This window comes from Salmonella sp. 5800, from assembly GCF_046558195.1.
GTDB lineage: Bacteria > Pseudomonadota > Gammaproteobacteria > Enterobacterales > Enterobacteriaceae > Salmonella > Salmonella enterica.
Genome location: NZ_JBGDOX010000011.1, coordinates 108,366 through 129,690, shown reverse-complemented (window position 1 = coordinate 129,690; position 21,325 = coordinate 108,366). Strand labels below are relative to the sequence as shown.

At 51.8% G+C, this 21,325-nt stretch carries 20 protein-coding genes; 9 read left to right on the top strand and 11 right to left on the bottom strand.

Annotated elements, in window-relative coordinates:
- Positions 1-11: 11 nt before the first annotated feature.
- A complete protein-coding gene (nrdB, locus tag ACLJZ5_RS18825; protein WP_000332026.1) occupies positions 12-1,142 on the top strand; it encodes a class Ia ribonucleoside-diphosphate reductase subunit beta in 1,131 nt (376 codons plus the stop codon).
- The gene (yfaE, locus tag ACLJZ5_RS18820) at positions 1,142-1,396 is read left to right on the top strand and encodes a ferredoxin-like diferric-tyrosyl radical cofactor maintenance protein YfaE (RefSeq protein WP_000533921.1); all 255 of its coding nucleotides are present in this window, start codon (positions 1,142-1,144) and stop codon (positions 1,394-1,396) included. The genes nrdB and yfaE overlap by 1 nt, the downstream gene beginning before the upstream one ends.
- 1 nt (position 1,397) lies before the next feature.
- On the opposite strand, the gene ACLJZ5_RS18815 is transcribed toward yfaE, so the two are convergent.
- Positions 1,398-2,588, bottom strand: a complete 1,191-nt coding sequence (locus ACLJZ5_RS18815; RefSeq protein ID WP_000660247.1) for an MFS transporter — start codon at positions 2,586-2,588, stop codon at positions 1,398-1,400.
- Positions 2,589-2,749: 161 nt separating this feature from the next.
- Here ACLJZ5_RS18815 and ACLJZ5_RS18810 point away from each other — a divergent pair, with 161 nt between their 5' ends.
- Positions 2,750-3,628, top strand: coding sequence for a LysR family transcriptional regulator (locus tag ACLJZ5_RS18810; protein ID WP_000176719.1), 879 nt, complete (start codon positions 2,750-2,752; stop codon positions 3,626-3,628).
- A 115-nt stretch (positions 3,629-3,743) separates the two neighbouring features.
- On the opposite strand, the gene glpQ is transcribed toward ACLJZ5_RS18810, so the two are convergent.
- Together glpQ and glpT are read right to left on the bottom strand one after the other, a co-directional pair.
- On the bottom strand, positions 3,744-4,814 hold the full coding sequence (glpQ, locus tag ACLJZ5_RS18805; protein ID WP_000858952.1) for a glycerophosphodiester phosphodiesterase: 1,071 nt from the start codon (positions 4,812-4,814) through the stop codon (positions 3,744-3,746).
- A gap of 4 nt (positions 4,815-4,818) precedes the next feature.
- Entirely contained in the window at positions 4,819-6,177 is a 1,359-nt protein-coding gene (gene glpT / locus ACLJZ5_RS18800; RefSeq protein ID WP_000948739.1) for a glycerol-3-phosphate transporter, read from the bottom strand.
- 272 nt (positions 6,178-6,449) lie between these two features.
- On the opposite strand from glpT, the gene glpA reads away from it, so the two are divergent.
- The 4 genes from glpA (at position 6,450) to sseL (ending at position 11,962) form a co-directional block, all read left to right on the top strand.
- The gene (glpA, locus tag ACLJZ5_RS18795; RefSeq protein ID WP_000857205.1) at positions 6,450-8,078 is read left to right on the top strand and encodes an anaerobic glycerol-3-phosphate dehydrogenase subunit A; all 1,629 of its coding nucleotides are present in this window, start codon (positions 6,450-6,452) and stop codon (positions 8,076-8,078) included.
- Entirely contained in the window at positions 8,068-9,327 is a 1,260-nt protein-coding gene (gene glpB / locus ACLJZ5_RS18790) for a glycerol-3-phosphate dehydrogenase subunit GlpB (RefSeq protein WP_000667152.1), read from the top strand. Before glpA ends, glpB begins: the two co-directional genes overlap by 11 nt.
- On the top strand, positions 9,324-10,514 hold the full coding sequence (gene glpC / locus ACLJZ5_RS18785) for an anaerobic glycerol-3-phosphate dehydrogenase subunit GlpC (RefSeq protein ID WP_001285726.1): 1,191 nt from the start codon (positions 9,324-9,326) through the stop codon (positions 10,512-10,514). Before glpB ends, glpC begins: the two co-directional genes overlap by 4 nt.
- Positions 10,515-10,939: 425 nt before the next feature.
- Positions 10,940-11,962, top strand: coding sequence for an SPI-2 type III secretion system effector deubiquitinase SseL (gene sseL / locus ACLJZ5_RS18780; RefSeq protein WP_024797707.1), 1,023 nt, complete (start codon positions 10,940-10,942; stop codon positions 11,960-11,962).
- A gap of 109 nt (positions 11,963-12,071) precedes the next feature.
- On the opposite strand, the gene ACLJZ5_RS18775 is transcribed toward sseL, so the two are convergent.
- From ACLJZ5_RS18775 to ACLJZ5_RS18745, 7 genes are all read right to left on the bottom strand, one after another.
- Positions 12,072-12,248 carry a hypothetical protein gene (locus ACLJZ5_RS18775; protein ID WP_001112765.1) on the bottom strand — a complete coding sequence of 59 codons (177 nt, stop codon included), beginning with the start codon at positions 12,246-12,248 and terminating at the stop codon, positions 12,072-12,074.
- A 5-nt stretch (positions 12,249-12,253) separates the two neighbouring features.
- A complete protein-coding gene (gene yfaU, locus ACLJZ5_RS18770) occupies positions 12,254-13,057 on the bottom strand; it encodes a 2-keto-3-deoxy-L-rhamnonate aldolase (RefSeq protein ID WP_024797706.1) in 804 nt (267 codons plus the stop codon).
- Positions 13,058-13,082: 25 nt separating this feature from the next.
- Positions 13,083-14,372 carry an MFS transporter gene (locus ACLJZ5_RS18765; RefSeq protein ID WP_024797705.1) on the bottom strand — a complete coding sequence of 430 codons (1,290 nt, stop codon included), beginning with the start codon at positions 14,370-14,372 and terminating at the stop codon, positions 13,083-13,085.
- 55 nt (positions 14,373-14,427) lie between these two features.
- Entirely contained in the window at positions 14,428-15,633 is a 1,206-nt protein-coding gene (gene rhmD, locus ACLJZ5_RS18760) for an L-rhamnonate dehydratase (RefSeq protein ID WP_001530644.1), read from the bottom strand.
- A gap of 13 nt (positions 15,634-15,646) precedes the next feature.
- The gene (locus ACLJZ5_RS18755; protein WP_000894173.1) at positions 15,647-16,429 is read right to left on the bottom strand and encodes an IclR family transcriptional regulator; all 783 of its coding nucleotides are present in this window, start codon (positions 16,427-16,429) and stop codon (positions 15,647-15,649) included.
- Between the two features lie 249 nt (positions 16,430-16,678).
- Positions 16,679-17,875, bottom strand: a complete 1,197-nt coding sequence (locus ACLJZ5_RS18750) for a nicotinamide mononucleotide deamidase-related protein YfaY (RefSeq protein ID WP_024797704.1) — start codon at positions 17,873-17,875, stop codon at positions 16,679-16,681.
- Between the two features lie 114 nt (positions 17,876-17,989).
- Positions 17,990-18,532 carry a YfaZ family protein gene (locus ACLJZ5_RS18745; RefSeq protein WP_001670658.1) on the bottom strand — a complete coding sequence of 181 codons (543 nt, stop codon included), beginning with the start codon at positions 18,530-18,532 and terminating at the stop codon, positions 17,990-17,992.
- A 278-nt stretch (positions 18,533-18,810) separates the two neighbouring features.
- Here ACLJZ5_RS18745 and nudI point away from each other — a divergent pair, with 278 nt between their 5' ends.
- On the top strand, positions 18,811-19,236 hold the full coding sequence (gene nudI / locus ACLJZ5_RS18740; protein WP_024797703.1) for a nucleoside triphosphatase NudI: 426 nt from the start codon (positions 18,811-18,813) through the stop codon (positions 19,234-19,236).
- 44 nt (positions 19,237-19,280) lie between these two features.
- Here nudI and pmrG read toward each other — a convergent pair whose 3' ends face one another.
- Positions 19,281-19,886, bottom strand: coding sequence for a lipopolysaccharide core heptose(II)-phosphate phosphatase PmrG (pmrG, locus tag ACLJZ5_RS18735; protein WP_000879258.1), 606 nt, complete (start codon positions 19,884-19,886; stop codon positions 19,281-19,283).
- Between the two features lie 298 nt (positions 19,887-20,184).
- On the opposite strand from pmrG, the gene arnB reads away from it, so the two are divergent.
- Positions 20,185-21,324, top strand: a complete 1,140-nt coding sequence (arnB, locus tag ACLJZ5_RS18730; RefSeq protein WP_001279284.1) for a UDP-4-amino-4-deoxy-L-arabinose aminotransferase — start codon at positions 20,185-20,187, stop codon at positions 21,322-21,324.
- Position 21,325: the final 1 nt, after the last annotated feature.

The following is a 21,325-nucleotide window of genomic DNA, read 5'->3' as shown; positions in this document are numbered from 1 at the left end:
GATTCACTTCAATGGCATACACCACTTTTTCACAGACGAAAAACGATCAGCTCAAGGAACCCATGTTCTTTGGCCAGCCGGTCAACGTTGCACGCTATGACCAGCAGAAATATGACATCTTCGAAAAACTGATCGAAAAACAGCTCTCTTTCTTCTGGCGTCCGGAAGAGGTCGACGTCTCCCGCGATCGTATCGATTATCAGGCGTTGCCGGAGCACGAAAAACATATCTTCATCAGCAACCTCAAATACCAGACGCTGCTGGATTCCATTCAGGGACGTAGCCCGAACGTCGCCCTGCTGCCGCTCATTTCCATCCCGGAGCTGGAGACGTGGGTAGAGACCTGGGCGTTTTCTGAGACGATTCACTCACGATCCTACACCCACATTATTCGTAACATCGTCAACGATCCGGCGGTCGTTTTTGACGATATCGTGACCAATGAGCAAATTCAGAAGCGCGCCGAAGGGATCTCCGCCTACTACGACGAACTTATTGAGATGACCAGTTACTGGCATCTGCTCGGTGAAGGCACCCATACCGTTAATGGCAAAACGGTTGTCGTGAATCTGCGTGAGCTGAAGAAAAAACTGTATCTGTGCCTGATGAGCGTGAACGCGCTGGAAGCCATTCGCTTCTACGTCAGCTTCGCCTGCTCTTTCGCATTTGCCGAGCGTGAACTGATGGAAGGCAACGCCAAAATTATCCGTCTGATCGCCCGTGACGAAGCTCTGCATCTGACCGGCACGCAACATATGCTGAACCTGTTGCGTAGCGGCGTGGACGACCCGGAGATGGCGGAAATCGCCGAAGAGTGTAAACAGGAATGTTATGACCTGTTCGTGCAGGCGGCGCAGCAGGAAAAAGAGTGGGCGGACTATCTGTTCCGCGACGGTTCGATGATCGGCCTGAATAAAGATATCCTGTGTCAATACGTTGAATATATTACTAATATTCGTATGCAGGCGGTAGGGCTGGATCTGCCGTTCCAGACCCGCTCCAACCCAATCCCGTGGATCAATACCTGGCTGGTGTCCGATAACGTTCAGGTCGCGCCACAGGAAGTGGAAGTTAGCTCTTATCTGGTCGGACAAATCGATTCGGAAGTCGATACCGACGATCTGAGTAATTTCCAGCTCTGATGGGACGCGTCACGCTGCGTATCACTGGCACACAGCTGCTGTGCCAGGATGAACACCCTTCTCTGCTGGCCGCGCTGGAATCGCATAACGTTGAGGTGGAGTATCAGTGCCGCGAAGGATATTGCGGCTCCTGTCGTACCCGGCTGGTTGCCGGTCAGGTTGACTGGATTACGGAACCTTTAGCGTTTATCCAGCCGGGAGAGATTTTGCCCTGCTGCTGCAGGGCAAAAGGCGATATCGAAATCGAGATGTAACTCAGTGCAACTCGCTGGTGGAAACCAAAGGCATCACGCCACGTTTTTTCATCTGCACGGCATACAGTGCGCCAGCGAGTACCACCAGCACCGCGCCAGCGACATAAATCATACGATAGCCAACCGACTCAACCATCATTCCCATGATAAAGGCGCCAATCGCCATTCCGGCATCCATCGCGTTAAAGAACAGTGAATTCGCCACGCCGATTTTATGCGGTTCAACCGAGCTGATAATTTGCGTCTGGAAAACCGGCGTGACCGAACCGTAGCCGATACCGATGAGACCGCCGGAAATAATCATCATGATGCTGCCATTGGTGTAGCCCAGCGCCACCAGACCGATGGTAAAAGCCAACAGGCATGGGAAAACAACATATTTCGGCCCTTTTTTATCACAAATATTCCCGGTGAAGGTACGGCATATCATCAGGAAAATCGCGTAGCACAGCAGGAAATTACTGGCCGCCGCCATTAAATCCAGCTCACGCGCATACAGCGCCAGGAAAGCCGACACGCCGGCATAGGAGAAAGTCATAAAAAAGGTGACCAGCGCAAAAGGCAAGGCGGCGCGGTCAAACATCGCGGCAAAACCCAGATTCGGTTTCGAACCATCGGCATGACGAATTACCGGAGGGACCGTCACAATCAGGGAAAGCACAATCCCTAACGCCGCTACAGCGGAACAAAGCCAGAATGCGGCAGTGAACGCGTTCCAGCGGGCCATATTCAAACCGATCCACGGTCCGACGACCATCGCCAGGCCCATCGCTAAAGAGAAAAAGCTGATGCCCTCTCCACGTCGGGAGGCCGGAATTAACCGCGCTGAAATAGTTCCTTTTACCGTGGTAATAACACCAAACGTAATCCCATGAAGTACGCGGATAAAGAGCAGCGACTCGATAGAATGGCAAACCGGATACAGCGCGGTAATCACCAAAAAAGCCAGAGAAGAGAGCACCAGAATCTTTTTATTCGAATATTTTCCCACCCATTGTCCGGCAAATGGCCGAATAACAATTGCCGCGGCCAGGAAACATGTCACTAACAGCCCGGCCTTATCTGCAGAAGCATGCAGGCGGTCAGCGATATAAATGGGTAATAAAGTTAGCAGTACATAAAAAACAAAAAAGATAATAAAACTGACTATGGTGATTGCCCAAAAATCCTTCGTCCATAATTTTTCTTTCATTCTTAACGACCCGTTCAGATGGCGCACGCAGGCAACGCTCAGCTCAACTGAACACCTATCAGGTGCGTCAAAATGTGATGTATTCGATAGAATCACAGTATAAACAAGTGCACTCTATTAGAAAAATTAATCGTTTTAATCATATTGATTAGGTTTTACTAATGACGCTAACCCAAATCCACGCCCTGCTTGCCGTACTGGAGTACGGCGGATTTACCGAAGCCAGCAAACGGCTATACATGACGCAATCCGCCGTCAGCCAGGCCATCTCCGCGCTTGAGGAGGAGCTCGGCGTTGACATATTGATTCGTGAGCGTCGTAAAGAGATTGAGCTTACCGCCGCCGGTAGCCGCATCGTCAGGCACTTACGCGCGATCCAGCGCGACGTCAACGCGGTAAAAGAGATTGCCGAACAAGAAAAAAAGAACCCGGCCCGTACGCTACGGATTGGCTGTTTTCCCAGCGCCTGCGCCTGCATTTTACCCGGCGTCATTCGCTATTTTGAAAGCCATCATCCAAATGTAAAAATTATCCCCTATGAAGAGAACAGTACGGCTATTATTGATTCGCTGCAGGACGGAAGTATTGATGCCGGTTTCGTTCCTTTTCCGGTCAACGGTATGTATTGCGTCCCCATTTACCGGGATAAATTCACCGTAGTGGTGCCTGAAAATCATCCCCTGGCGGCCAATAGTACGGTAACGGTCGAAGAACTGATGGACGAACCACTTATTGTCAGTAAAGGTCGTTATGAATTAAGCATTATGGCGTTGTTTAAAGAAAAGGGTATTGAGCCGATATTTAAATATGAATTTAACCATCCCGATACTGCGCTGAATTTTATTCGCCAGGGATTAGGTATCGCCTTATTGCCAGAATTAACCTTAAAAGCCACGACAGGAAAATTATGCTCCGTGGCGCTGGAACCCACCTTTTATCGACAAATTTCCCTGTTAGCAAAAGAACCGCCGGTAGAAGGAAGTCCGCTATTTTTATTACAAAAATGTATGGAAACACTGACCGATGAGGGGTTGCTATAAAACAACCCCGCCTGATGGCATTGCGTTTACCAGACTTACGCTGGCAAACGTTGCGCCAGGCCGGATGAGGCGTTTATGCCCTCATCCGGCGCGTCACTTCGACTATGGCAAACCTTTAGTCATTTTTTTGCAGGAACATGACCGCCTTATCCGGGAAGTCAGTGAACAGCCCGTCGACGCCCGCCTTGTTATACAGGATGTCGTACAACTGATTGACGTCTGTGGCATAGTCCGGCAATTGATCGGCACGCACAGTGTAAGGATGCACTACCATCTTATTCTGATGCGCGTCTTGCACCATTCCAGTCAGCTTGATATTCCCTTTCGTTGAGCCTTCCGCAACCAGCATATGGTAATCCGGACCAATACCGTCCGCATATTCCGCCACCTGCTTCATAGCGCCCGGCTTAAACATCCAGTCGTAGTTGTAATTTACCCAACGACCGTCCGGCTGTTTCTGCTGTGTTTCATTCCAGTCGGTATACGCAATAAGTTGAACCAGATTGAGATCCATCCCCATTTTGGGTTCCAGTTCATTCTTAATACGTTTCAGCTCAGCGACATCAAAACACTGCAAATAGACATTGTCCTGCTTGCCGGTGTAACCATACTTCTTCAGCACTTCCAGCGTTTTCGCGGCAATATCTTTCCCTTCCTGATGATGGAACCACGGCGCTTTAATTTCCGGATAAATACCGATATTTTTACCGGTAGAGTGATTTAATCCCTGAACGAATTCAATTTCCTCTTCAAAGGTATGAATGCGGAAATCAGATTTTCCCATCGGGAAACGGCCCGGATAAGTTTGTACTTTTTTGCCGTTTTCAATATCAAACCCTTCGGTAAACTTCAGGGATTTAATTTCATCCAGCGTAAAATCGATAGCGTAATAGCGCCCATCTTTACGCGCCCGGTCCGGAAAACGGTCAGCGACGTCAGTCACCCGGTCAAGGTAGTGGTCATGGAGGACGACCAGATGGTCGTCCTTTGTCATCACTAAATCCTGTTCCAGATAATCTGCCCCTTGCGCATACGCCATCGCTTTCGCCGGTAGCGTATGCTCCGGCAGATAACCGCTGGCGCCACGGTGGGCGATAACGACTTTTTCAGCCGCCACGGCGCCGCTTCCGATGGTCATTCCTGCCAACATTAACGCCACGCTAAGGTTTTTCAGTGTGGTTTTCATGTTATTAGCCTCCGTTGCGTTTTAACTGCAGCTCATCATGATGGCGTTTTTCACCAATCATCACGACCACCAGCAGGATTACCGCCAGAATGCTGCCGCCAATCATCACCATAAAGCCGCCATCCCAACCGAAGAAGTCAACGGTATAACCCACAATGGCGCTTGCAGCGACAGAACCGCCCAGGTAACCAAACAGACCGGTAAAGCCCGCCGCCGTACCCGCCGCTTTTTTCGGCGCCAGTTCCAGCGCGTGCAGACCGATCAACATTACCGGGCCGTAGATCAGGAAGCCGATGATAATCATACAAGCCATATCAACGTTCGGGTTTCCTGCCGGGTTCATCCAGTAAACGATGGTCGCGATAGTCACCAGGGTCATAAAGAACACGCCGGTCGCGCCACGGTTGCCGCGGAAGACTTTATCCGACATCCAGCCACACAGCAGCGTGCCCGGAATACCCGCGTATTCATACAGGAAGTAGGCCCAGGAGGATTTATCCAGTGCGAAATGCTTCACTTCTTTCAGGTAGGTCGGCGACCAGTCGAGGATACCGTAGCGCAGCAGGTAGACGAACACGTTGGCGATAGCGATATACCACAGTAATTTGTTCGGCAGTACGTACTGCATGAAGATCTGCTTCGCAGTCAGCTCTTCTTCCGCTTTTTCGTTGTAGTCGTCCGGATAGTCGTTTTTATACTCTTCGATAGGCGGCAGACCGCAGGATTGCGGCGTATCGCGCATCATTGCGAAAGCGAACAGCGCCACCACAATCGCGCCAAAGGCTGGCATATAGAGCGCCGCTTTCCAGTCGTTAAACCACGCCATCCCCAGCAGGAACAGCAGTGGCGGGATCCCGCCGCCGACGTTATGCGCACAGTTCCAGACCGACACAATGCCGCCGCGCTCTTTCTGCGACCACCAGTGAACCATCGTACGTCCGCACGGCGGCCACCCCATCCCCTGGAACCAGCCGCAAAGGAACAACAGTACAAACATCACGGCGATGCTGGATGTCGCCCACGGTACAAAGCCCATAAACAACATGACTGCTGCGGCCAGAATCAACCCTGCCGGCAGGAAAACGCGCGGATTCGAGCGATCGGACACCGAACCCATTATAAATTTCGAAAAACCATAAGCGATGGAAATCCCGGACAGCGCAAAGCCCAGATCGCCGCGTGAAAAACCCTGTTCTACCAGGTAGGGCATCGCGAGGGCAAAGTTCTTGCGCACCAGATAATACGCGGCATAGCCAAAGAATATCCCCAGGAAAATCTGCCAGCGTAATCGGCGATAGGTCGGATCAATCTCCGCCGCTGGCAAGCGCGCTTTATGCGGCGCTGGTTTAAAAATACTCAACATATTGTAGCCTCCGTGGCCCGTATTTTATTTAGAGGTAAACACCGCAGTTTGTTCACACAACCCCGCTGCTCCCAGTGTGGCCGCGATGTTAAGTAAAGATACGTCACGTTAATGTGAATTACAGCACATATTGTTACAGTTTTATGACCAATGTTCAGAAAGGCGCACGAAATCACGTTTCATTTTCGAATAGTGAGCGATTATGCGCGAAATCAAACATTCCATATGATTTGTATGGCTAAATGATAAAAAACGAACTGTGAGGAAAAACAATGAAAACTCGCGACTCGCAAGCAAGTGACGTGATTATCATTGGCGGTGGAGCAACAGGCGCAGGGATCGCCCGCGACTGCGCGCTGCGCGGTTTACGTGTCATTCTGGTGGAACGGCATGATATAGCGACCGGCGCGACCGGGCGTAACCACGGACTGCTGCACAGCGGCGCTCGTTATGCGGTTACCGACGCGGAATCCGCGCGCGAGTGCATTAGTGAAAACCAGATTTTAAAACGGATCGCCCGCCATTGCGTCGAACCGACGGATGGTCTGTTTATTACGTTGCCGGAAGATGATCTTGCGTTTCAGGCCACCTTTATTCGCGCCTGTGAAGCGGCAGGCATTCGCGCTGAAGCCATCGATCCGCAGCAGGCTCGCATCATCGAACCCTCCGTTAACCCTGCGCTCATCGGTGCGGTAAAAGTGCCGGATGGCACCGTGGACCCCTTCCGCCTTACCGCCGCCAATATGCTGGATGCCAGAGAACATGGCGCAATCGTGTTAACGGCGCATGAAGTGACCGGGCTCATTCGTGAAGGCGCAACGGTCTGCGGCGTCCATGTGCGCAACCATCTCACTGGCGAAACCCAGACGCTTCACGCGCCGGTGGTGGTCAATGCGGCAGGCATCTGGGGGCAACGGATCGCCGAATACGCCGACCTGAGTATTCGCATGTTCCCGGCGAAAGGCTCGCTGTTGATCATGGACCATCGGATCAACCAGCATGTCATTAACCGCTGCCGGAAACCATCGGATGCCGACATTCTGGTACCTGGTGATACGATTTCACTGATCGGCACCACCTCTACCCATATTGATTACAATGAGATAGACAGCAACCGCGTCACCGCAGATGAAGTCGATATCCTGCTGCGTGAAGGGGAAAAACTGGCCCCTGTCATGGCGAAGACGCGTATTCTGCGCGCGTATTCCGGCGTCCGCCCGCTGGTGGCCAGCGATGACGATCCCAGCGGTCGTAACGTCAGCCGCGGTATTGTGTTGTTCGACCACGCCGAACGCGACGGGCTTGATGGCTTCATTACCATTACCGGCGGGAAGCTAATGACTTACCGCCTGATGGCGGAATGGGCGACCGACGCCGTATGCCGCAAGTTGGGCAATACTCGCCCCTGCATCACGGCGGATACGCCGTTGCCTGGCTCAAAAGAGTCTACGGAACATACGCTGAAACGCATTATCTCGCTTCCCGCGCCGCTACGCGGATCGGCGGTTTATCGGCATGGCGATCGCACGCCGGGGTGGCTGAGCGAAGGCCGCCAACACCGTAGCCTGGTCTGTGAATGCGAGGCCGTCACGGCGGGGGAAGTGCAGTATGCCGTCGAAAACCTAACCGTGAATAGCCTGCTGGATCTGCGCCGTCGCACCCGCGTAGGGATGGGCACTTGCCAGGGCGAGCTATGCGCCTGCCGCGCGGCCGGGCTATTGCAGCGTTTTAATGTGACGACCGCGGCGCAATCTATTACGCAACTCTCTGAATTTCTGAATGAGCGCTGGAAAGGCGTACAACCTGTCGCCTGGGGAGACGCGCTGCGCGAAAGCGAATTCACGCGCTGGGTTTATCAGGGATTATGCGGTCTGGAGAAGGAGCACCAGGATGAAATTTGATACGGTTATTATGGGCGGCGGTCTCGCCGGTTTGCTGTGCGGACTGCAACTCCAGCAGCATGGATTACGCTGCGCCATCGTCACCCGCGGACAAAGCGCGCTGCATTTTTCCTCCGGCTCGCTGGATCTGCTCAGCGCCCTGCCCGACGGCCAACCGGTGACCGACATTACCGCCGGGCTTGATGCGCTGCGCCGCCAGGCACCTGAACATCCTTATTCGCGTTTAGGCGCGCAAAAAGTCCTTACGCTGGCGCAACAGGCGCAAACGCTACTTAACGCCAGCGGCGCGCAGTTATACGGCGACGTACAGCAGGCGCACCAGCGTGTCACGCCGCTTGGCACATTGCGTTCAACCTGGCTTAGCTCGCCGGAAGTACCGGTCTGGCCGTTATCCGCACAGCGAATTTGCGTCGTCGGCGTTAGCGGATTACTGGATTTCCAGGCGCACCTTGCGGCAGCGTCGCTGCGCCAACGCGACCTCAACGTGGAAACCGCAGAAATCGACCTTCCGGAACTGGACGTACTGCGTGATAACCCGACGGAATTTCGCGCGGTCAATATTGCGCGTCTACTTGATAACGAAGAAAAATGGCCACTGCTGTACGACGCGCTGTCGCCAATAGCGACAAACTGCGACATGATCATCATGCCCGCCTGTTTCGGGCTGGCGAACGATACGCTGTGGCGCTGGCTTAACGAACGTCTGCCCTGCGCGCTCACGCTGCTGCCGACGCTGCCGCCATCGGTGCTCGGTATTCGTCTGCACAATCAACTCCAGCGCCAGTTTGTCCGTCAGGGCGGCATCTGGATGCCGGGCGATGAAGTGAAGAAAGTCACCTGCCGTCGCGGTACCGTGAGCGAAATATGGACCCGCAACCATGCCGATATCCCACTGCGCCCGCGTTTTGCCGTACTTGCCAGCGGTAGCTTCTTTAGTAGCGGTCTGGTTGCCGAGCGCGAAGGGATCCGCGAACCTATTTTAGGGCTCGACGTACAGCAAACGGCCACCCGCGCCGAATGGTATCAACAACATTTCTTCGACCCACAGCCCTGGCAGCAGTTTGGCGTCGTGACGGATGACGCTTTCCGCCCCTCCCTTGCGGGCAACACGGTAGAAAATCTGTATGCAATAGGTTCTGTGCTGGCGGGATTCGATCCTATAGCTGAGGGATGCGGCGGCGGCGTCTGCGCAGTCAGCGCCCTCCAGGCCGCGCACCATATCGCTGAGCGTGCAGGAGAACAGCAATGAGCGACACACGTTTTGAAAGTTGTATTAAATGTACGGTGTGCACCACCGCGTGCCCGGTCAGCCGCGTTAATCCTGGCTACCCTGGCCCTAAACAGGCCGGACCGGATGGCGAACGCCTGCGTCTGAAAGACGGCGCACTGTATGATGAGGCGCTGAAATATTGCATTAACTGCAAACGGTGTGAGGTCGCCTGTCCATCGGACGTGAAGATTGGCGATATCATCCAGCGCGCCCGCGCGAAATACGATACGACGCGCCCGTCATTGCGTAACTTTATTCTCAGCCATACCGATCTGATGGGCAGCGTTTCAACGCCGTTCGCGCCGGTGGTCAATACCGCCACCGCATTAAAGCCAGTGCGCCAGTTGCTTGATTATGCGCTCAAAATCGATCATCGCCGCACCTTACCAAAATACTCTTTCGGCACCTTCCGCCGCTGGTATCGTAGCGTGGCGGCGCAGCAGGCTAAATACAAAGATCAGGTCGCCTTTTTCCATGGCTGTTTTGTGAATTACAACCATCCGCAGCTCGGAAAAGATCTGATTAAGGTGCTGAACGCAATGGGTACTGGCGTACAGTTACTGAGTAAAGAGAAGTGTTGCGGCGTACCGCTGATCGCTAACGGTTTTACGGATAAAGCTCGCAAACAGGCTATCAGCAATGTGGAGTCGCTACGCGAGGCGATTGCCGTCAAAGGTATTCCGGTCATCGCCACGTCATCCACCTGTACGTTTGCGTTGCGCGATGAATATCCTGAAGTGCTGGACGTGGACAACGCCGGGCTGCGCGAACATATCGAGCTGGCCACCCGCTGGCTATGGCGCAAACTGGATGCCGGGAAAACGCTGCCGCTTAATCCTTTGCCGCTGAAAGTGGTCTACCATACGCCGTGTCATATGGAAAAAATGGGCTGGACGCTTTACACGCTTGAATTATTGCGGCAAATTCCGGGGCTTGAATTGACGGTACTTGATTCACAGTGCTGCGGCATTGCCGGTACGTATGGATTTAAAAAGGAAAACTATCCGACATCACAGTCCATCGGCGCGCCGCTGTTCCGCCAGATTGAAGAGAGCGGCGCCGACATTGTCGTCACCGATTGTGAAACCTGTAAGTGGCAAATTGAGATGTCTACAAGCAAGCGCTGCGAACACCCCATTACGCTACTCGCCCAGGCGCTCGGCTAAGTAAAAAGCGCCGGAGCCCCTCCGGCGCCATTACCCTACTAACCGGGACCGATTTTCCATCAGACATATACCCTTCATACTTCAAGTTGCTTATGTGTTGGCTACGGATTATTTTGGGTATAAACGCGGATGTCTCTTTGCAATAACCTGCCCTATTTGGTTAACCATGACCGCTAACCCACGGTGGCATGACAGATAACGACGTTACTGTTTATAGAGCAATATCTCTTGTATCGACGCGTTACCAGCCTCCTTTAAAGAGGGGGATAACTGAATATCTCCAATAATAATTGAGTGTTATGTGAATAATAATAAAATCAGGTCTATGCCTGATTTAATATATCCCCCACTAACAATAATATTTTTACAAATAATTATAAATTACATCATATTCGCTACTTTCACCTACCAGGAAACAGAGCAAAATGAATATATGTGTAAATTCACTTTACCGATTGAGCATACCGCAATTTCACAGCTTATATGCAGAAGAGGTGAGCGATGAGACGCTTGCGTTGTTGTTTAGCGCCGTAGAGAACGGTGATCAGAATTGTATTGATCTGTTATGCAATCTTGCGTTACGCAACGATGACCTGGGACATAGACTTGAGAAATTTCTTTTTGATCTCTTTAGCGGAAAAAGGTCGGGATCACCAGATATAGACAAAAAAATCAATCAGGCTTGCCTTGTATTACATCAAATCGCCAATAACGATATAACAAAAAATAACACTGAGTGGAAAAAGCTACATGCCCCTTCCAGATTACTTTATATGGCCGGTTCCGCGACAACCGACCTTTCTAAAAAAATAGGAATAGCACATAAAATTATGGGCGACCAGTTCGCTCAGACAGATCAAGAACAGGTAGGAGTTGAAAATCTTTGGTGTAGTGCGCGAATGTTGTCGTCAGATGAGCTGGCAGCTGCAACGCAAGGCCTGGTTCAAGAATCACCTTTTCTCTCGGTAAACTATCCTATTGGGCTTATTCATCCTACCACCAAAGAAAATATATTACGCACTCAGCTACTTGAAAAGATGGCTCAATCAGGATTATCTGAAAATGAAGTCTTTCTGATAAATACAGGAGATCACTGGCTTATCTGTTTATTCTATAAACTTGCAGAAAAAATAAAATGCCTTATATTTAATACTTATCATGATTTAAATGAAAATACTAAGCAAGAGATTATAGAAGCAGCAACAATTGCAGGCATATCAGAAAAAGAAGATATTGATTTTATTGAAATGAATTTACAAAATAATGTACCCAACGGCTGTGGTCTATTTTGTTACCATACAATTCAACTCTTATCGAATGCCGGACAAGACGATCCTGCTACCACACTACGAGATTTTGCGGAAAAGTTCTTAACGCTTTCAATAGAGGAACAAACACTATTTAACACCCAAACCCGGCGACAAATATATGAATACAGTCTCCAGTAATGGTGAGTACTTAGAGCCTATCCCATTAGGCTCTTATCCTGAAATGATGCTCTGCGAAGAATTTATAAGTATATAAGGGTGGGAAGGCCAGACCTTCCCACTAAAAGTTCTATGCCGTCAATGATTCAACCACGTCTATCCAGCCATGCTCGCTGATAATGTCCTCGCCATTAAGCCAGCGGCGCAGCATATTTAGCGCCATCATCGCGCAGACCTCCTGACGTATTGCCAGACTATACCGATTGGCGCTAAAACGCACGCGTAAGGCATACGTGCCATCCGGCATTTTTCTCAATAACTACGTTTTGCCGTGCTTACTGACTGAACAGATTTAAACATCGCCAACCTGCTGTCCAGCGCCTCGGTGTAGAGCATCGTATCTACCCCGACCGCGACAAAATTCGCGCCCCACGCCAGACATTTCTGCGCCATTGCCGGATCGACCGCCAAAAAACCCGCCGCTTTTCCGGCGGCGCGAATACGATAAATACACGCTTCAATGATCCGCTGCACTTCCGGGTGTCCGGCATTATCGGGGTAACCCAATGAAGCAGAGAGATCTGCCGGACCGATAAAGACGCCATCAATGCCTTCAACCTCCAGAATCGCGTCAAGGTTTTCCAGCGCCATTTTGCTTTCAACCTGCACCAACAGGCAGAGCGACTCATTGGCCTGTGCCATATAGTTGTCGATTCTCCCCCAGCGCGCCGCACGCGCCACGCTCGCGCCAACGCCTCGTTGCCCCAACGGCGGGTATCGGGTAGCGGAAACGACCTGGCGCGCCTGTTCTGCGGTGTCAACCATCGGGATCAGTAGCGTTTGCGCCCCGATGTCCAGTACCTGTTTAATGAGCGCTTTACTTCCCTCGATCGGGCGAATCACCGGCTGGCTGACGTATGGGGCGATGGCCTGTAACTGATGATACAAGTCCTGCACCGTATTAGGCGCGTGCTCGCCATCTATTAACAACCAGTCATAACCCGACGTCGCCGCAATCTCCGCCATATAAGAGGTGGTTGAACTGAGCCACAAACCAATTTGCGTATCCCCTTTACGTAATCCTTCTTTAAAAGGATTTGATAACAATGCGTTCATAGCGATCCTTACAACGTAGATAAGATTAATGATGCGCAGCGCCGGATTGCGCCACCGGACGATTAACGCTCAGCGTGAAGATAATTAATGAGCCAATGATGGCGACTCCGGCCAGCGTCAGCAGGCCCGCCGCATCGCTGGCAAACAACGTTTCCGCTTTTACGCGCAGAATTGGGGCAATAAAACCGCCCACAGCGCCAAACAGATTAACGAAACCAATTCCTGCCGCCAGAGCCGTACCGGAAAGTAGCTGCGTCGGCATGGTCCAGAATACGGGCTGAACGGCAATAAATCCTACTGCTGCAACACAGAGCGCCAGAATAGCGAGCACCGGAGAAACCAGACCTGACAGGCCAATGCCAATACCCGCAGCCAGTAACGTCACTGCCGCAACGTTACGGCGATCGCCGGTACGGTCGGAGTAGCGAGGAATAAGCCATGTGCCAAGCAAAGCCGCCACCCAGGGAACCGCTGTTACCACCGAAGCGGTAAAGCCCACTTTAGTGCCCAATAGCGCGGCAACCTGGGTCGGCAGGAAAAAGATGAGTCCGTATACCGCCACCTGAATCGTCAGATAAATAATAGCCAGTTGCCAGACGCGTCCATTACGCAGCGCATCCGCAAGCCTTGACGTGACCTTTTTCTCTTCTTCGCTCGCCAGTTGCCTGATAAGCGCGTTCTTTTCTTCCAGGCTAAGAAAACGCGCCTGCTGCGGAGTGTCATCAAGCCAGAAAAAGGTGAATATCCCTGCGCCAATCGCCAGTAGGCCTTCGATAACGAACATCCAGAACCATCCCGGGTGCCCCATAAAACCATGCATCTCCAGCAGAGCGCCGGAGAGCGGCGAACCCAACGTTAACGCCAGCGGCGCGCCCATATAAAATAGCCCCATAATGCTGGCACGGTTACTCTGCGGGAACCATTGTGAAGTGAGATAGATCATGCCGGGGAAAAATCCAGCCTCCGCCGCGCCCAATAGCGTGCGGATTATCAGGAATTTTGCTTCACTATCCGCCCAGGCCATCGCAGCAGAGAGAAAGCCCCACAGCAGGGTAGTCGTGCCGATCCAGGTTCTTGCGCCAAATTTGCGCATCAGCAGGTTAGCCGGTACGCCAAGGAAAGCGTAAACCACAAAGAAAATACCGGCCCCTAGCGCGTAGGCTTCATTACTTAGCCCGGTATCTATCTGATAGGTCTCTTTGGCAAAACCAATATTTGAACGATCCAGAAACGCCAGTACATACAGTGCCAACATAAAAGGAATTAAACGTGCGCGGTTTTTCTTCACTACGCCGTCAAGTAAAGTGATGCTCATAGCAATATCCTCAACAGGATGAGGGCGTTGCCGTACAAAGGCAACGCACGAGTTATTAGTGGCTATAAGGGCGTTTCAAGTGACAGTCACGGTTAAGCTCGACGCCGAAGCCCGGCTTATCCAGCACTGATTTATGGATGCGTCCATTCACCGGCACCGGCTCATCCAGGAGAATCGGGTCAAATTGCGGACGCAGGGTGGAGCAGTCCGGGCTGGTCATCAGGAACTCGCTGAAAGGGGTATTAGTGAAAGTAATAACTGCATGGTGCGAATAGACAGACGAACCGTGCGGCACCACCAGTTGCCCGCGCGATTTGGCAAGCGCGGCGATCTCAACCAGCGTGGTTAATCCGCCGCACCAGCCAACATCCGGCTGCATAATATCAATGCCGGTTTCTGCCAGAGTGCGGAAGGATTGCAGCGTACCATGGTGTTCGCCGCTGGTAACCATCATCCCTGCAGGCGCGTTGCGTTTTAATTCGCGATAGCCTTCATACTGCTGCGGCGGCAGACACTCTTCAATCCATTTGAGATTAAATGGCGCACAGGCGTGAGCCAGTTTAGTCGCATAGTTCACATCCTGACTCATCCAGCAGTCGAGCATCAGCCAGAAATCCGGCCCGCACTTTTCACGCATATCCGCCACCATCGCGGCATCTTTACGGATCCCCGCATCACCATCGTGCGGTCCCCAGTGAGTCGGCATTTTACCGCCGATAAAGCCCATTTCTTTAGCCAGATCCGGGCGTGCGCCGGTGGCGTAAAACTGAATTTCATCGCGCACCGCTCCGCCCAGCAATTTATAAACCGGCAGCCCAACCACCTTGCCAAACAGATCCCACAGCGCCAGATCCACACAGGAAATCGTGTTCATCACCAGACCGCCGGAACCGGAGTAGTACATGGTCGCGCCGAGCATCTGATCGTGAATAAGTTTGATATCGCTTACGCATTTGCCTTCAATAAACCGGTTAAGATGTTTTTCTACGATAAAACAGCCCATCTCCCCTGCTGTCGAAACGGCGAACCCCGTCTGCCCATTTTCCGCCTCTACTTCGACAATCAGCGTCCCTAACACGTTGATCCCAAAAGACTGACGAGACTGCTCATAGTCGCGATATTTGCTCATGGGAGTGGCGATATGGTCATCAATCCAGTGATTTCCTCCCTGGTCGTGATAATCCCCGCCGCCAGCCCCTTTCTCTGCGGTAGCGCCCCCAATAAACCAGGCTCGAACGTGTTTAATTTTAGGAAGAGTCATAATATTCTCCATTTTAAGATGCGAGTGAGTCGAAGGGACTTTTCCATCCCAACAGGCGTGAAATATCTTTGGCACAGGCAATAGCTTTACCGGCCAAATAATCAAGATTCTCTTCGTTGATTTGCAGGCGCGTGCCGACCACTGAAATTGCCGCGGTCAGTTCGTTTCTGGCATTAAATACCGGTGCGGCAACGCAGCGGACATCCGGATAATCCTCCCCGTTATCAAAGCTCCATCCACGCTGGCGAATGCGTTCCAGCTCATCATTCAATTGTTGCGGCTCGGTGATGGTGGTCAGCGTGGCTCGCTCCCATACCATTTTTTCAATAATGGCTTTGCGTACGGCGGCCGGCTGCCATGCCAGCAGGCATTTGCCGATGCCGGAACGATAAAGAGAGAGGCTTTTCCCCTCATGCGAGCGCACGCTGATAGTGGATGAGGATTCCACTTTCAGTATGTAATACGCATTTTCGTGGTCGATGATCCCCAAGTGACACAGCAGCCCGGTTTCATCCATCAGTTGTGTTAGACGAGGACGCGCCAGCTCCCGCAGATCCATCTTGCTGAGCGCATGACCCGACAATTCAACGAGCTTAGTCCACAGGCAGTAGTTCTCCTGATGATCGAGGCTAATAAATCGCTGACGTTTTAATTCATTCAACAGCAGGTACGCGGTGCTTTTTGGAATACGCAGCGTTTCAATAATGATTGCCGCGCTGCATGGGCCAATACGCGCGATCAAATTGAGGATGTCGATTGCGCGAGTAAGAGCCGGGACTTTACTTGATTCCAACATATTGGACTCCAGTCTGAGACACTGGAATCAGTGTGAAAGGTCAGCAGGGAAAAAATTGTGAAGCGCGTCAAAGCTTATCCGCCTTCCAACGGAGTGGAAGGGTTAACCATATAAATGTGAATTAACGCACGTATTACTTTGTATTCAGTACAATTGGCTGGACAAAAAAGCAGATAATATTGCCGGATAATGGCATAGCGGCCTTATCCGGCTCACGATGTCGTTCCCATCGCAGATAAGAGAAAGGGATTATGATGTCAATGATTCAACCACATCTATCCAGCCATGCTCGCTGGTAATGTCCTCGCCATTAAGCCAACGGCGCAGCATATTTAGCGCCATCATCGCGCAGACCTCCTGACGTATTGCCAGACTATACCGATTGGCGCTAAAACGCACGCGTAAGGCATACGTGCCATCCGGCGTCGCCAGCGCGAAATTAAGATGTTCGTTTTCCAGCCCCGACACGGCCAGCGCCAGACCGGCATAATGATTGCTGCGCCGTTCTGTCGTCCAGTGCGCCGTTTGCGCCAGCGTCTCTTCCTGAGAAGGAACGACTTCGCTGGCAAGAACAGGCGCCCCGGCGCGGGAAAGCTGTAGCGCCAGTAAGCCGCTGGTGTATTGCTCGCTCAACGTCAGACTCAACTGCCTTTCCTGCAGGCGGCGGGCTATTTGCGCCGGCAGATTTTCCGTACCTTCAAAAATCAGGTTCTGTCCGGCGACCCGTTTGACCTCTGGCCATAACGCCAGCATCGCCTCCCGTTGCGTCGCCGGGCCGGTCAATTTCAGTTCAATGATCGGCATTGATGAGCGATACCCCATCGTCACGCCGGGCGGCAACGGCAGTGAATCGAGACGCTGCGCGAGGTCACTTTCTGAACGTCCAAAAGTCGTTAACCGCAGGCAAAGCGGCGGCTCCGGCAGCGAAAAACGCGCGCGTAACCGCGGTAAGATTTCCTTCTCCACCATAACCTTAAATTCCGACGGTACGCCGGGGGTGAAAAACATCAGGCAGCGGTTGAGCTGTAGCGCAAATCCACAGGCAGTGCCGACCGGATTATTAATAAACTCCGCGCTGGCAGGCAGTTCCGCCTGTTTACGGTTGCTCGACGCCATCACGCGACCACGCTGCTGAAAGTAACGTTCCATTTCGGTCAGCCACGCCTGGTGCAGTACTAATCCTTCGCCTTTTGCCGTTGCCGCGGCGAGCGCGCTTAAATCATCGCTGGTCGGCCCTAACCCGCCATTAACAATCAAAACATCAGCATGTTGACTGCGTTCACGCAAGATAGCGACCAGACTGTCCAGATTATCGCCTACCGTATTTCGCCGTGATAACGGAACGCCCTGATGAAAGAAAAAATCAGCCAGCCAGGCGGCATTGGTGTCAACGATTTGTCCGTGCAACACCTCATCCCCGGTGGATAGCATTTCCACATTTAGCATTGTGTTCTCCTGCTCTTATGATGAAAACACTATAACGCAAAGACGAATATGACGTGGAAAGAAGAATGACGGGAACAGGAGGAATATGGCGCGACGATTGCCGCGCCGTTAGCATCAAAAGCTGGCGTTTACGCCAACATAAGGGCCGTCAGCAATCGCATTATCGCGGTTGCCGTCTTTACCCGCCAGGTTCAGGTAACGATAACCGGCTTCAATGCTCAGCGGGCGCATAATGGTGAAACGCGCGCCTGCATTCGCTTCTTCATAACTGTCGATACCGCTGGACAGCGAATCTGGTGAATAATAATACTCGCCGAACAGACGGAAGCTGTTGCCGATTTTCCATTGTAGCCCACCGCCGACAGCCGCCGCATAGCCTTCATCGCTGTCTTTCGGATTGGTATAAATACCTTTACCGCCGACCGTCGCCAGCAGCGGTCCCACCGGAATGTTTAGCCCCAGACCCACGCCCGCAGCGTCGCCATCATCATCGTTGTGCATCCAGTTGCCGCTTAGCGCCAGCCCCGTCGATTCCGTACCAAAACCCACGCCAATGTTGGTGTAATCTTCGCCCGCCTGGCCGCTAATACTGATGGCCTGCGCCGATGCAGAAACGAACAGCATTCCGGCAAAACCTAATAATATGCTTTTTTTCATTTTTACCCTTTCCAGCAAGCACATAAAGAAAAACTCCCCAAAACGGCAGAATTGTACTGCCAGACGCTGAGGAATCAATGCACTAAAAAACCATTCCAAAAACATATTGTAACGAAATACTACTTTCGCCATGCCGCATCATTGCGCCATCACATGGCGACGCCTGCATCAACAGGATTAACAAAAAACGCAGTCTGCGTTATCGCTTCCATTTTTCACAAAGAATTTCGCAGAACGATTTGTTAAGCTGATGACCTGGTGGTTTAAGGAAGCGACTTATGCGTCAACGAACTATAGTTTGCCCATTAATTCAAAATGATGGCTGTTATCTGCTGTGCAAAATGGCCGACAACCGCGGCGTCTTTCCCGGTCAGTGGGCGCTGTCGGGCGGCGGGGTCGAGCCGGGCGAACGCATTGAAGAGGCGCTGCGTCGGGAGGTTCGGGAAGAACTCGGCGAACAACTGATTCTGAACGATATTACGCCATGGACCTTCCGCGACGATATCCGTGTTAAAACCTACGCTGATGGCAGACAAGAAGAGATTTATATGATTTATCTCATCTTCGACTGTGTTTCCGCTAATCGCGATATATGTATTAACGACGAATTTCAGGACTACGCCTGGGTCAAGCCAGAAGAACTGGCGCTGTATGATTTGAATGTAGCGACACGCCACACATTAGCATTGAAAGGGTTATTATAATAACGACAGCCGCTTCAGGCTGTCTTTACGCTTTTAACATGCGGCTAGCCGGGAACAAATTCACCATCTAAAAAGAGTTTTCCGTTTTCCGCATGCATAACGAGCGCATTAAGATAGTCCGGATCAAACTTTACGCCGCGCTTATTTTTTGCAATATACGTCAAACAATGATTATGGGTAAAAATGACTATATTTTTATTCTGCGACTTTTTCAGTAACGTATTGATTGAAGCATAAATACCGCTGCCGCAATCCATCATTTTTTTATCCACCGTAAGCGACCTGCCCGCAGAAAACCAGGTTGCCGACTGGATGGTGCGCACCGTATTACTGGAATAGAGATTGTAATTTTGTATATCGGCACTGAAGGCTTTACCCAGCGCTCTGGCATCTTGCGCACCGTTGACCGTAATCCCCGTACTGTCTGACAGGCAGGTATTATCGGAACGATCGCACCGCTCGGCATGGCGGAATAACACGACTACCGGATGCTGCTTCGCCAGCGCCGCCAGCGCTTTACCGTTAATCTGCGGTAGACCGTTACCACTCCAGGCATGTTGTGAGGTCAACCCGGCGATAATAACCAACGCCCCCGCCAGAGTCGCGAGATAGCGTTTGTTTTTAATAAAGCGTAGGGTAAATGCCAGCACATTAACCTCTCAGGCAGACAGTGCAGCTAACTTAATAGCAATACGATTAAAATGAAATTCCGCAACGGAAGACCAGGCCAGAAACATAAAAACAGCTTTTGGGCATGCATAAAATGCCTTAAACTTTCGGCGAAAGCAAAGCATAATTCCGTTAAAAATTATCTTTTTACTTCACCTTAATTTCTTAATGTTAATTTAATATTCATCCAGTAGGGTTCAGCTAAATGCGTTAAAAAATAAGCCCTTTTCTATTGCCGAAATATTTGAAAAGCGGCTTTCAATGGCTGAAGGAAAAATGATGTCGGACTTTTTGCCTTTCTCCCGTCCGGCGATGGGCGCGGAAGAGCTCGCTGCCGTTAAGACCGTACTGGACTCAGGTTGGATAACAACTGGCCCGAAAAATCAGGAACTGGAAGCGGCGTTTTGTCGGCTAACAGGCAATCAATATGCCGTTGCCGTCAGTTCAGCCACTGCCGGTATGCACATCGCGTTGATGGCGCTGGGCATTGGTGAAGGCGACGAGGTCATTACACCGTCAATGACGTGGGTTTCTACGCTAAATATGATCGTTTTACTCGGCGCGAACCCCGTCATGGTCGATGTCGATCGCGATACGCTGATGGTCACGCCTGAACATATCGAAGCCGCGATTACGCCACAAACCAAAGCAATTATCCCCGTCCACTACGCTGGCGCGCCCGCCGATCTGGACGCTATTTACGCTCTTGGCGAGCGTTATGGCATTCCAGTGATTGAAGACGCGGCGCACGCGACAGGAACCAGCTACAAAGGTCGCCACATTGGCGCCAGGGGCACCGCGATTTTCTCCTTCCACGCCATTAAGAACATTACCTGCGCTGAAGGCGGTATCGTCGTCACGGATAACCCGCAATTCGCCGATAAACTGCGCAGTCTCAAGTTTCACGGGCTTGGCGTTGATGCCTGGGATCGACAGAGCGGGGGACGCGCGCCACAAGCGGAAGTCCTGGCGCCGGGCTACAAATATAATTTGCCTGATCTCAACGCCGCTATCGCGCTTGCTCAGTTACAGAAACTGGATGCGCTTAACGCTCGCCGCGCCGCCATCGCAGCGCAGTACCACCAGGCAATGGCAGACCTGCCTTTTCAGCCTCTGAGCCTTCCGTCGTGGGAACATATTCACGCCTGGCATTTATTCATTATCCGGGTCGATGAAGCCCGCTGCGGTATTACCCGGGATGCTCTGATGGCATCGCTGAAAACGAAAGGCATCGGCACAGGGCTGCATTTCCGCGCCGCGCATACGCAAAAATATTATCGCGAACGTTTCCCAACGCTCACGCTGCCTGACACCGAGTGGAACAGCGAGCGGATCTGCTCACTGCCGCTCTTCCCGGACATGACCGAGAGTGACTTTGATCGGGTCATTACCGCCCTTCATCAGATAGCAGGACAATAAG

What these genes read in the sequence shown, in the direction of transcription:
- nrdB (WP_000332026.1), top strand. Translation starts at nt 12, where the DNA reads ATGGCATACACCACTTTTTCACAGACGAAAAACGATCAGCTCAAGGAA.
- yfaE (WP_000533921.1), top strand. Translation starts at nt 1,142, where the DNA reads ATGGGACGCGTCACGCTGCGTATCACTGGCACACAGCTGCTGTGCCAG.
- ACLJZ5_RS18815 (WP_000660247.1), bottom strand. Translation starts at nt 2,588, where the DNA reads ATGAAAGAAAAATTATGGACGAAGGATTTTTGGGCAATCACCATAGTC.
- ACLJZ5_RS18810 (WP_000176719.1), top strand. Translation starts at nt 2,750, where the DNA reads ATGACGCTAACCCAAATCCACGCCCTGCTTGCCGTACTGGAGTACGGC.
- glpQ (WP_000858952.1), bottom strand. Translation starts at nt 4,814, where the DNA reads ATGAAAACCACACTGAAAAACCTTAGCGTGGCGTTAATGTTGGCAGGA.
- glpT (WP_000948739.1), bottom strand. Translation starts at nt 6,177, where the DNA reads ATGTTGAGTATTTTTAAACCAGCGCCGCATAAAGCGCGCTTGCCAGCG.
- glpA (WP_000857205.1), top strand. Translation starts at nt 6,450, where the DNA reads ATGAAAACTCGCGACTCGCAAGCAAGTGACGTGATTATCATTGGCGGT.
- glpB (WP_000667152.1), top strand. Translation starts at nt 8,068, where the DNA reads ATGAAATTTGATACGGTTATTATGGGCGGCGGTCTCGCCGGTTTGCTG.
- glpC (WP_001285726.1), top strand. Translation starts at nt 9,324, where the DNA reads ATGAGCGACACACGTTTTGAAAGTTGTATTAAATGTACGGTGTGCACC.
- sseL (WP_024797707.1), top strand. Translation starts at nt 10,940, where the DNA reads ATGAATATATGTGTAAATTCACTTTACCGATTGAGCATACCGCAATTT.
- ACLJZ5_RS18775 (WP_001112765.1), bottom strand. Translation starts at nt 12,248, where the DNA reads ATGCCGGATGGCACGTATGCCTTACGCGTGCGTTTTAGCGCCAATCGG.
- yfaU (WP_024797706.1), bottom strand. Translation starts at nt 13,057, where the DNA reads ATGAACGCATTGTTATCAAATCCTTTTAAAGAAGGATTACGTAAAGGG.
- ACLJZ5_RS18765 (WP_024797705.1), bottom strand. Translation starts at nt 14,372, where the DNA reads ATGAGCATCACTTTACTTGACGGCGTAGTGAAGAAAAACCGCGCACGT.
- rhmD (WP_001530644.1), bottom strand. Translation starts at nt 15,633, where the DNA reads ATGACTCTTCCTAAAATTAAACACGTTCGAGCCTGGTTTATTGGGGGC.
- ACLJZ5_RS18755 (WP_000894173.1), bottom strand. Translation starts at nt 16,429, where the DNA reads ATGTTGGAATCAAGTAAAGTCCCGGCTCTTACTCGCGCAATCGACATC.
- ACLJZ5_RS18750 (WP_024797704.1), bottom strand. Translation starts at nt 17,875, where the DNA reads ATGCTAAATGTGGAAATGCTATCCACCGGGGATGAGGTGTTGCACGGA.
- ACLJZ5_RS18745 (WP_001670658.1), bottom strand. Translation starts at nt 18,532, where the DNA reads ATGAAAAAAAGCATATTATTAGGTTTTGCCGGAATGCTGTTCGTTTCT.
- nudI (WP_024797703.1), top strand. Translation starts at nt 18,811, where the DNA reads ATGCGTCAACGAACTATAGTTTGCCCATTAATTCAAAATGATGGCTGT.
- arnB (WP_001279284.1), top strand. Translation starts at nt 20,185, where the DNA reads ATGTCGGACTTTTTGCCTTTCTCCCGTCCGGCGATGGGCGCGGAAGAG.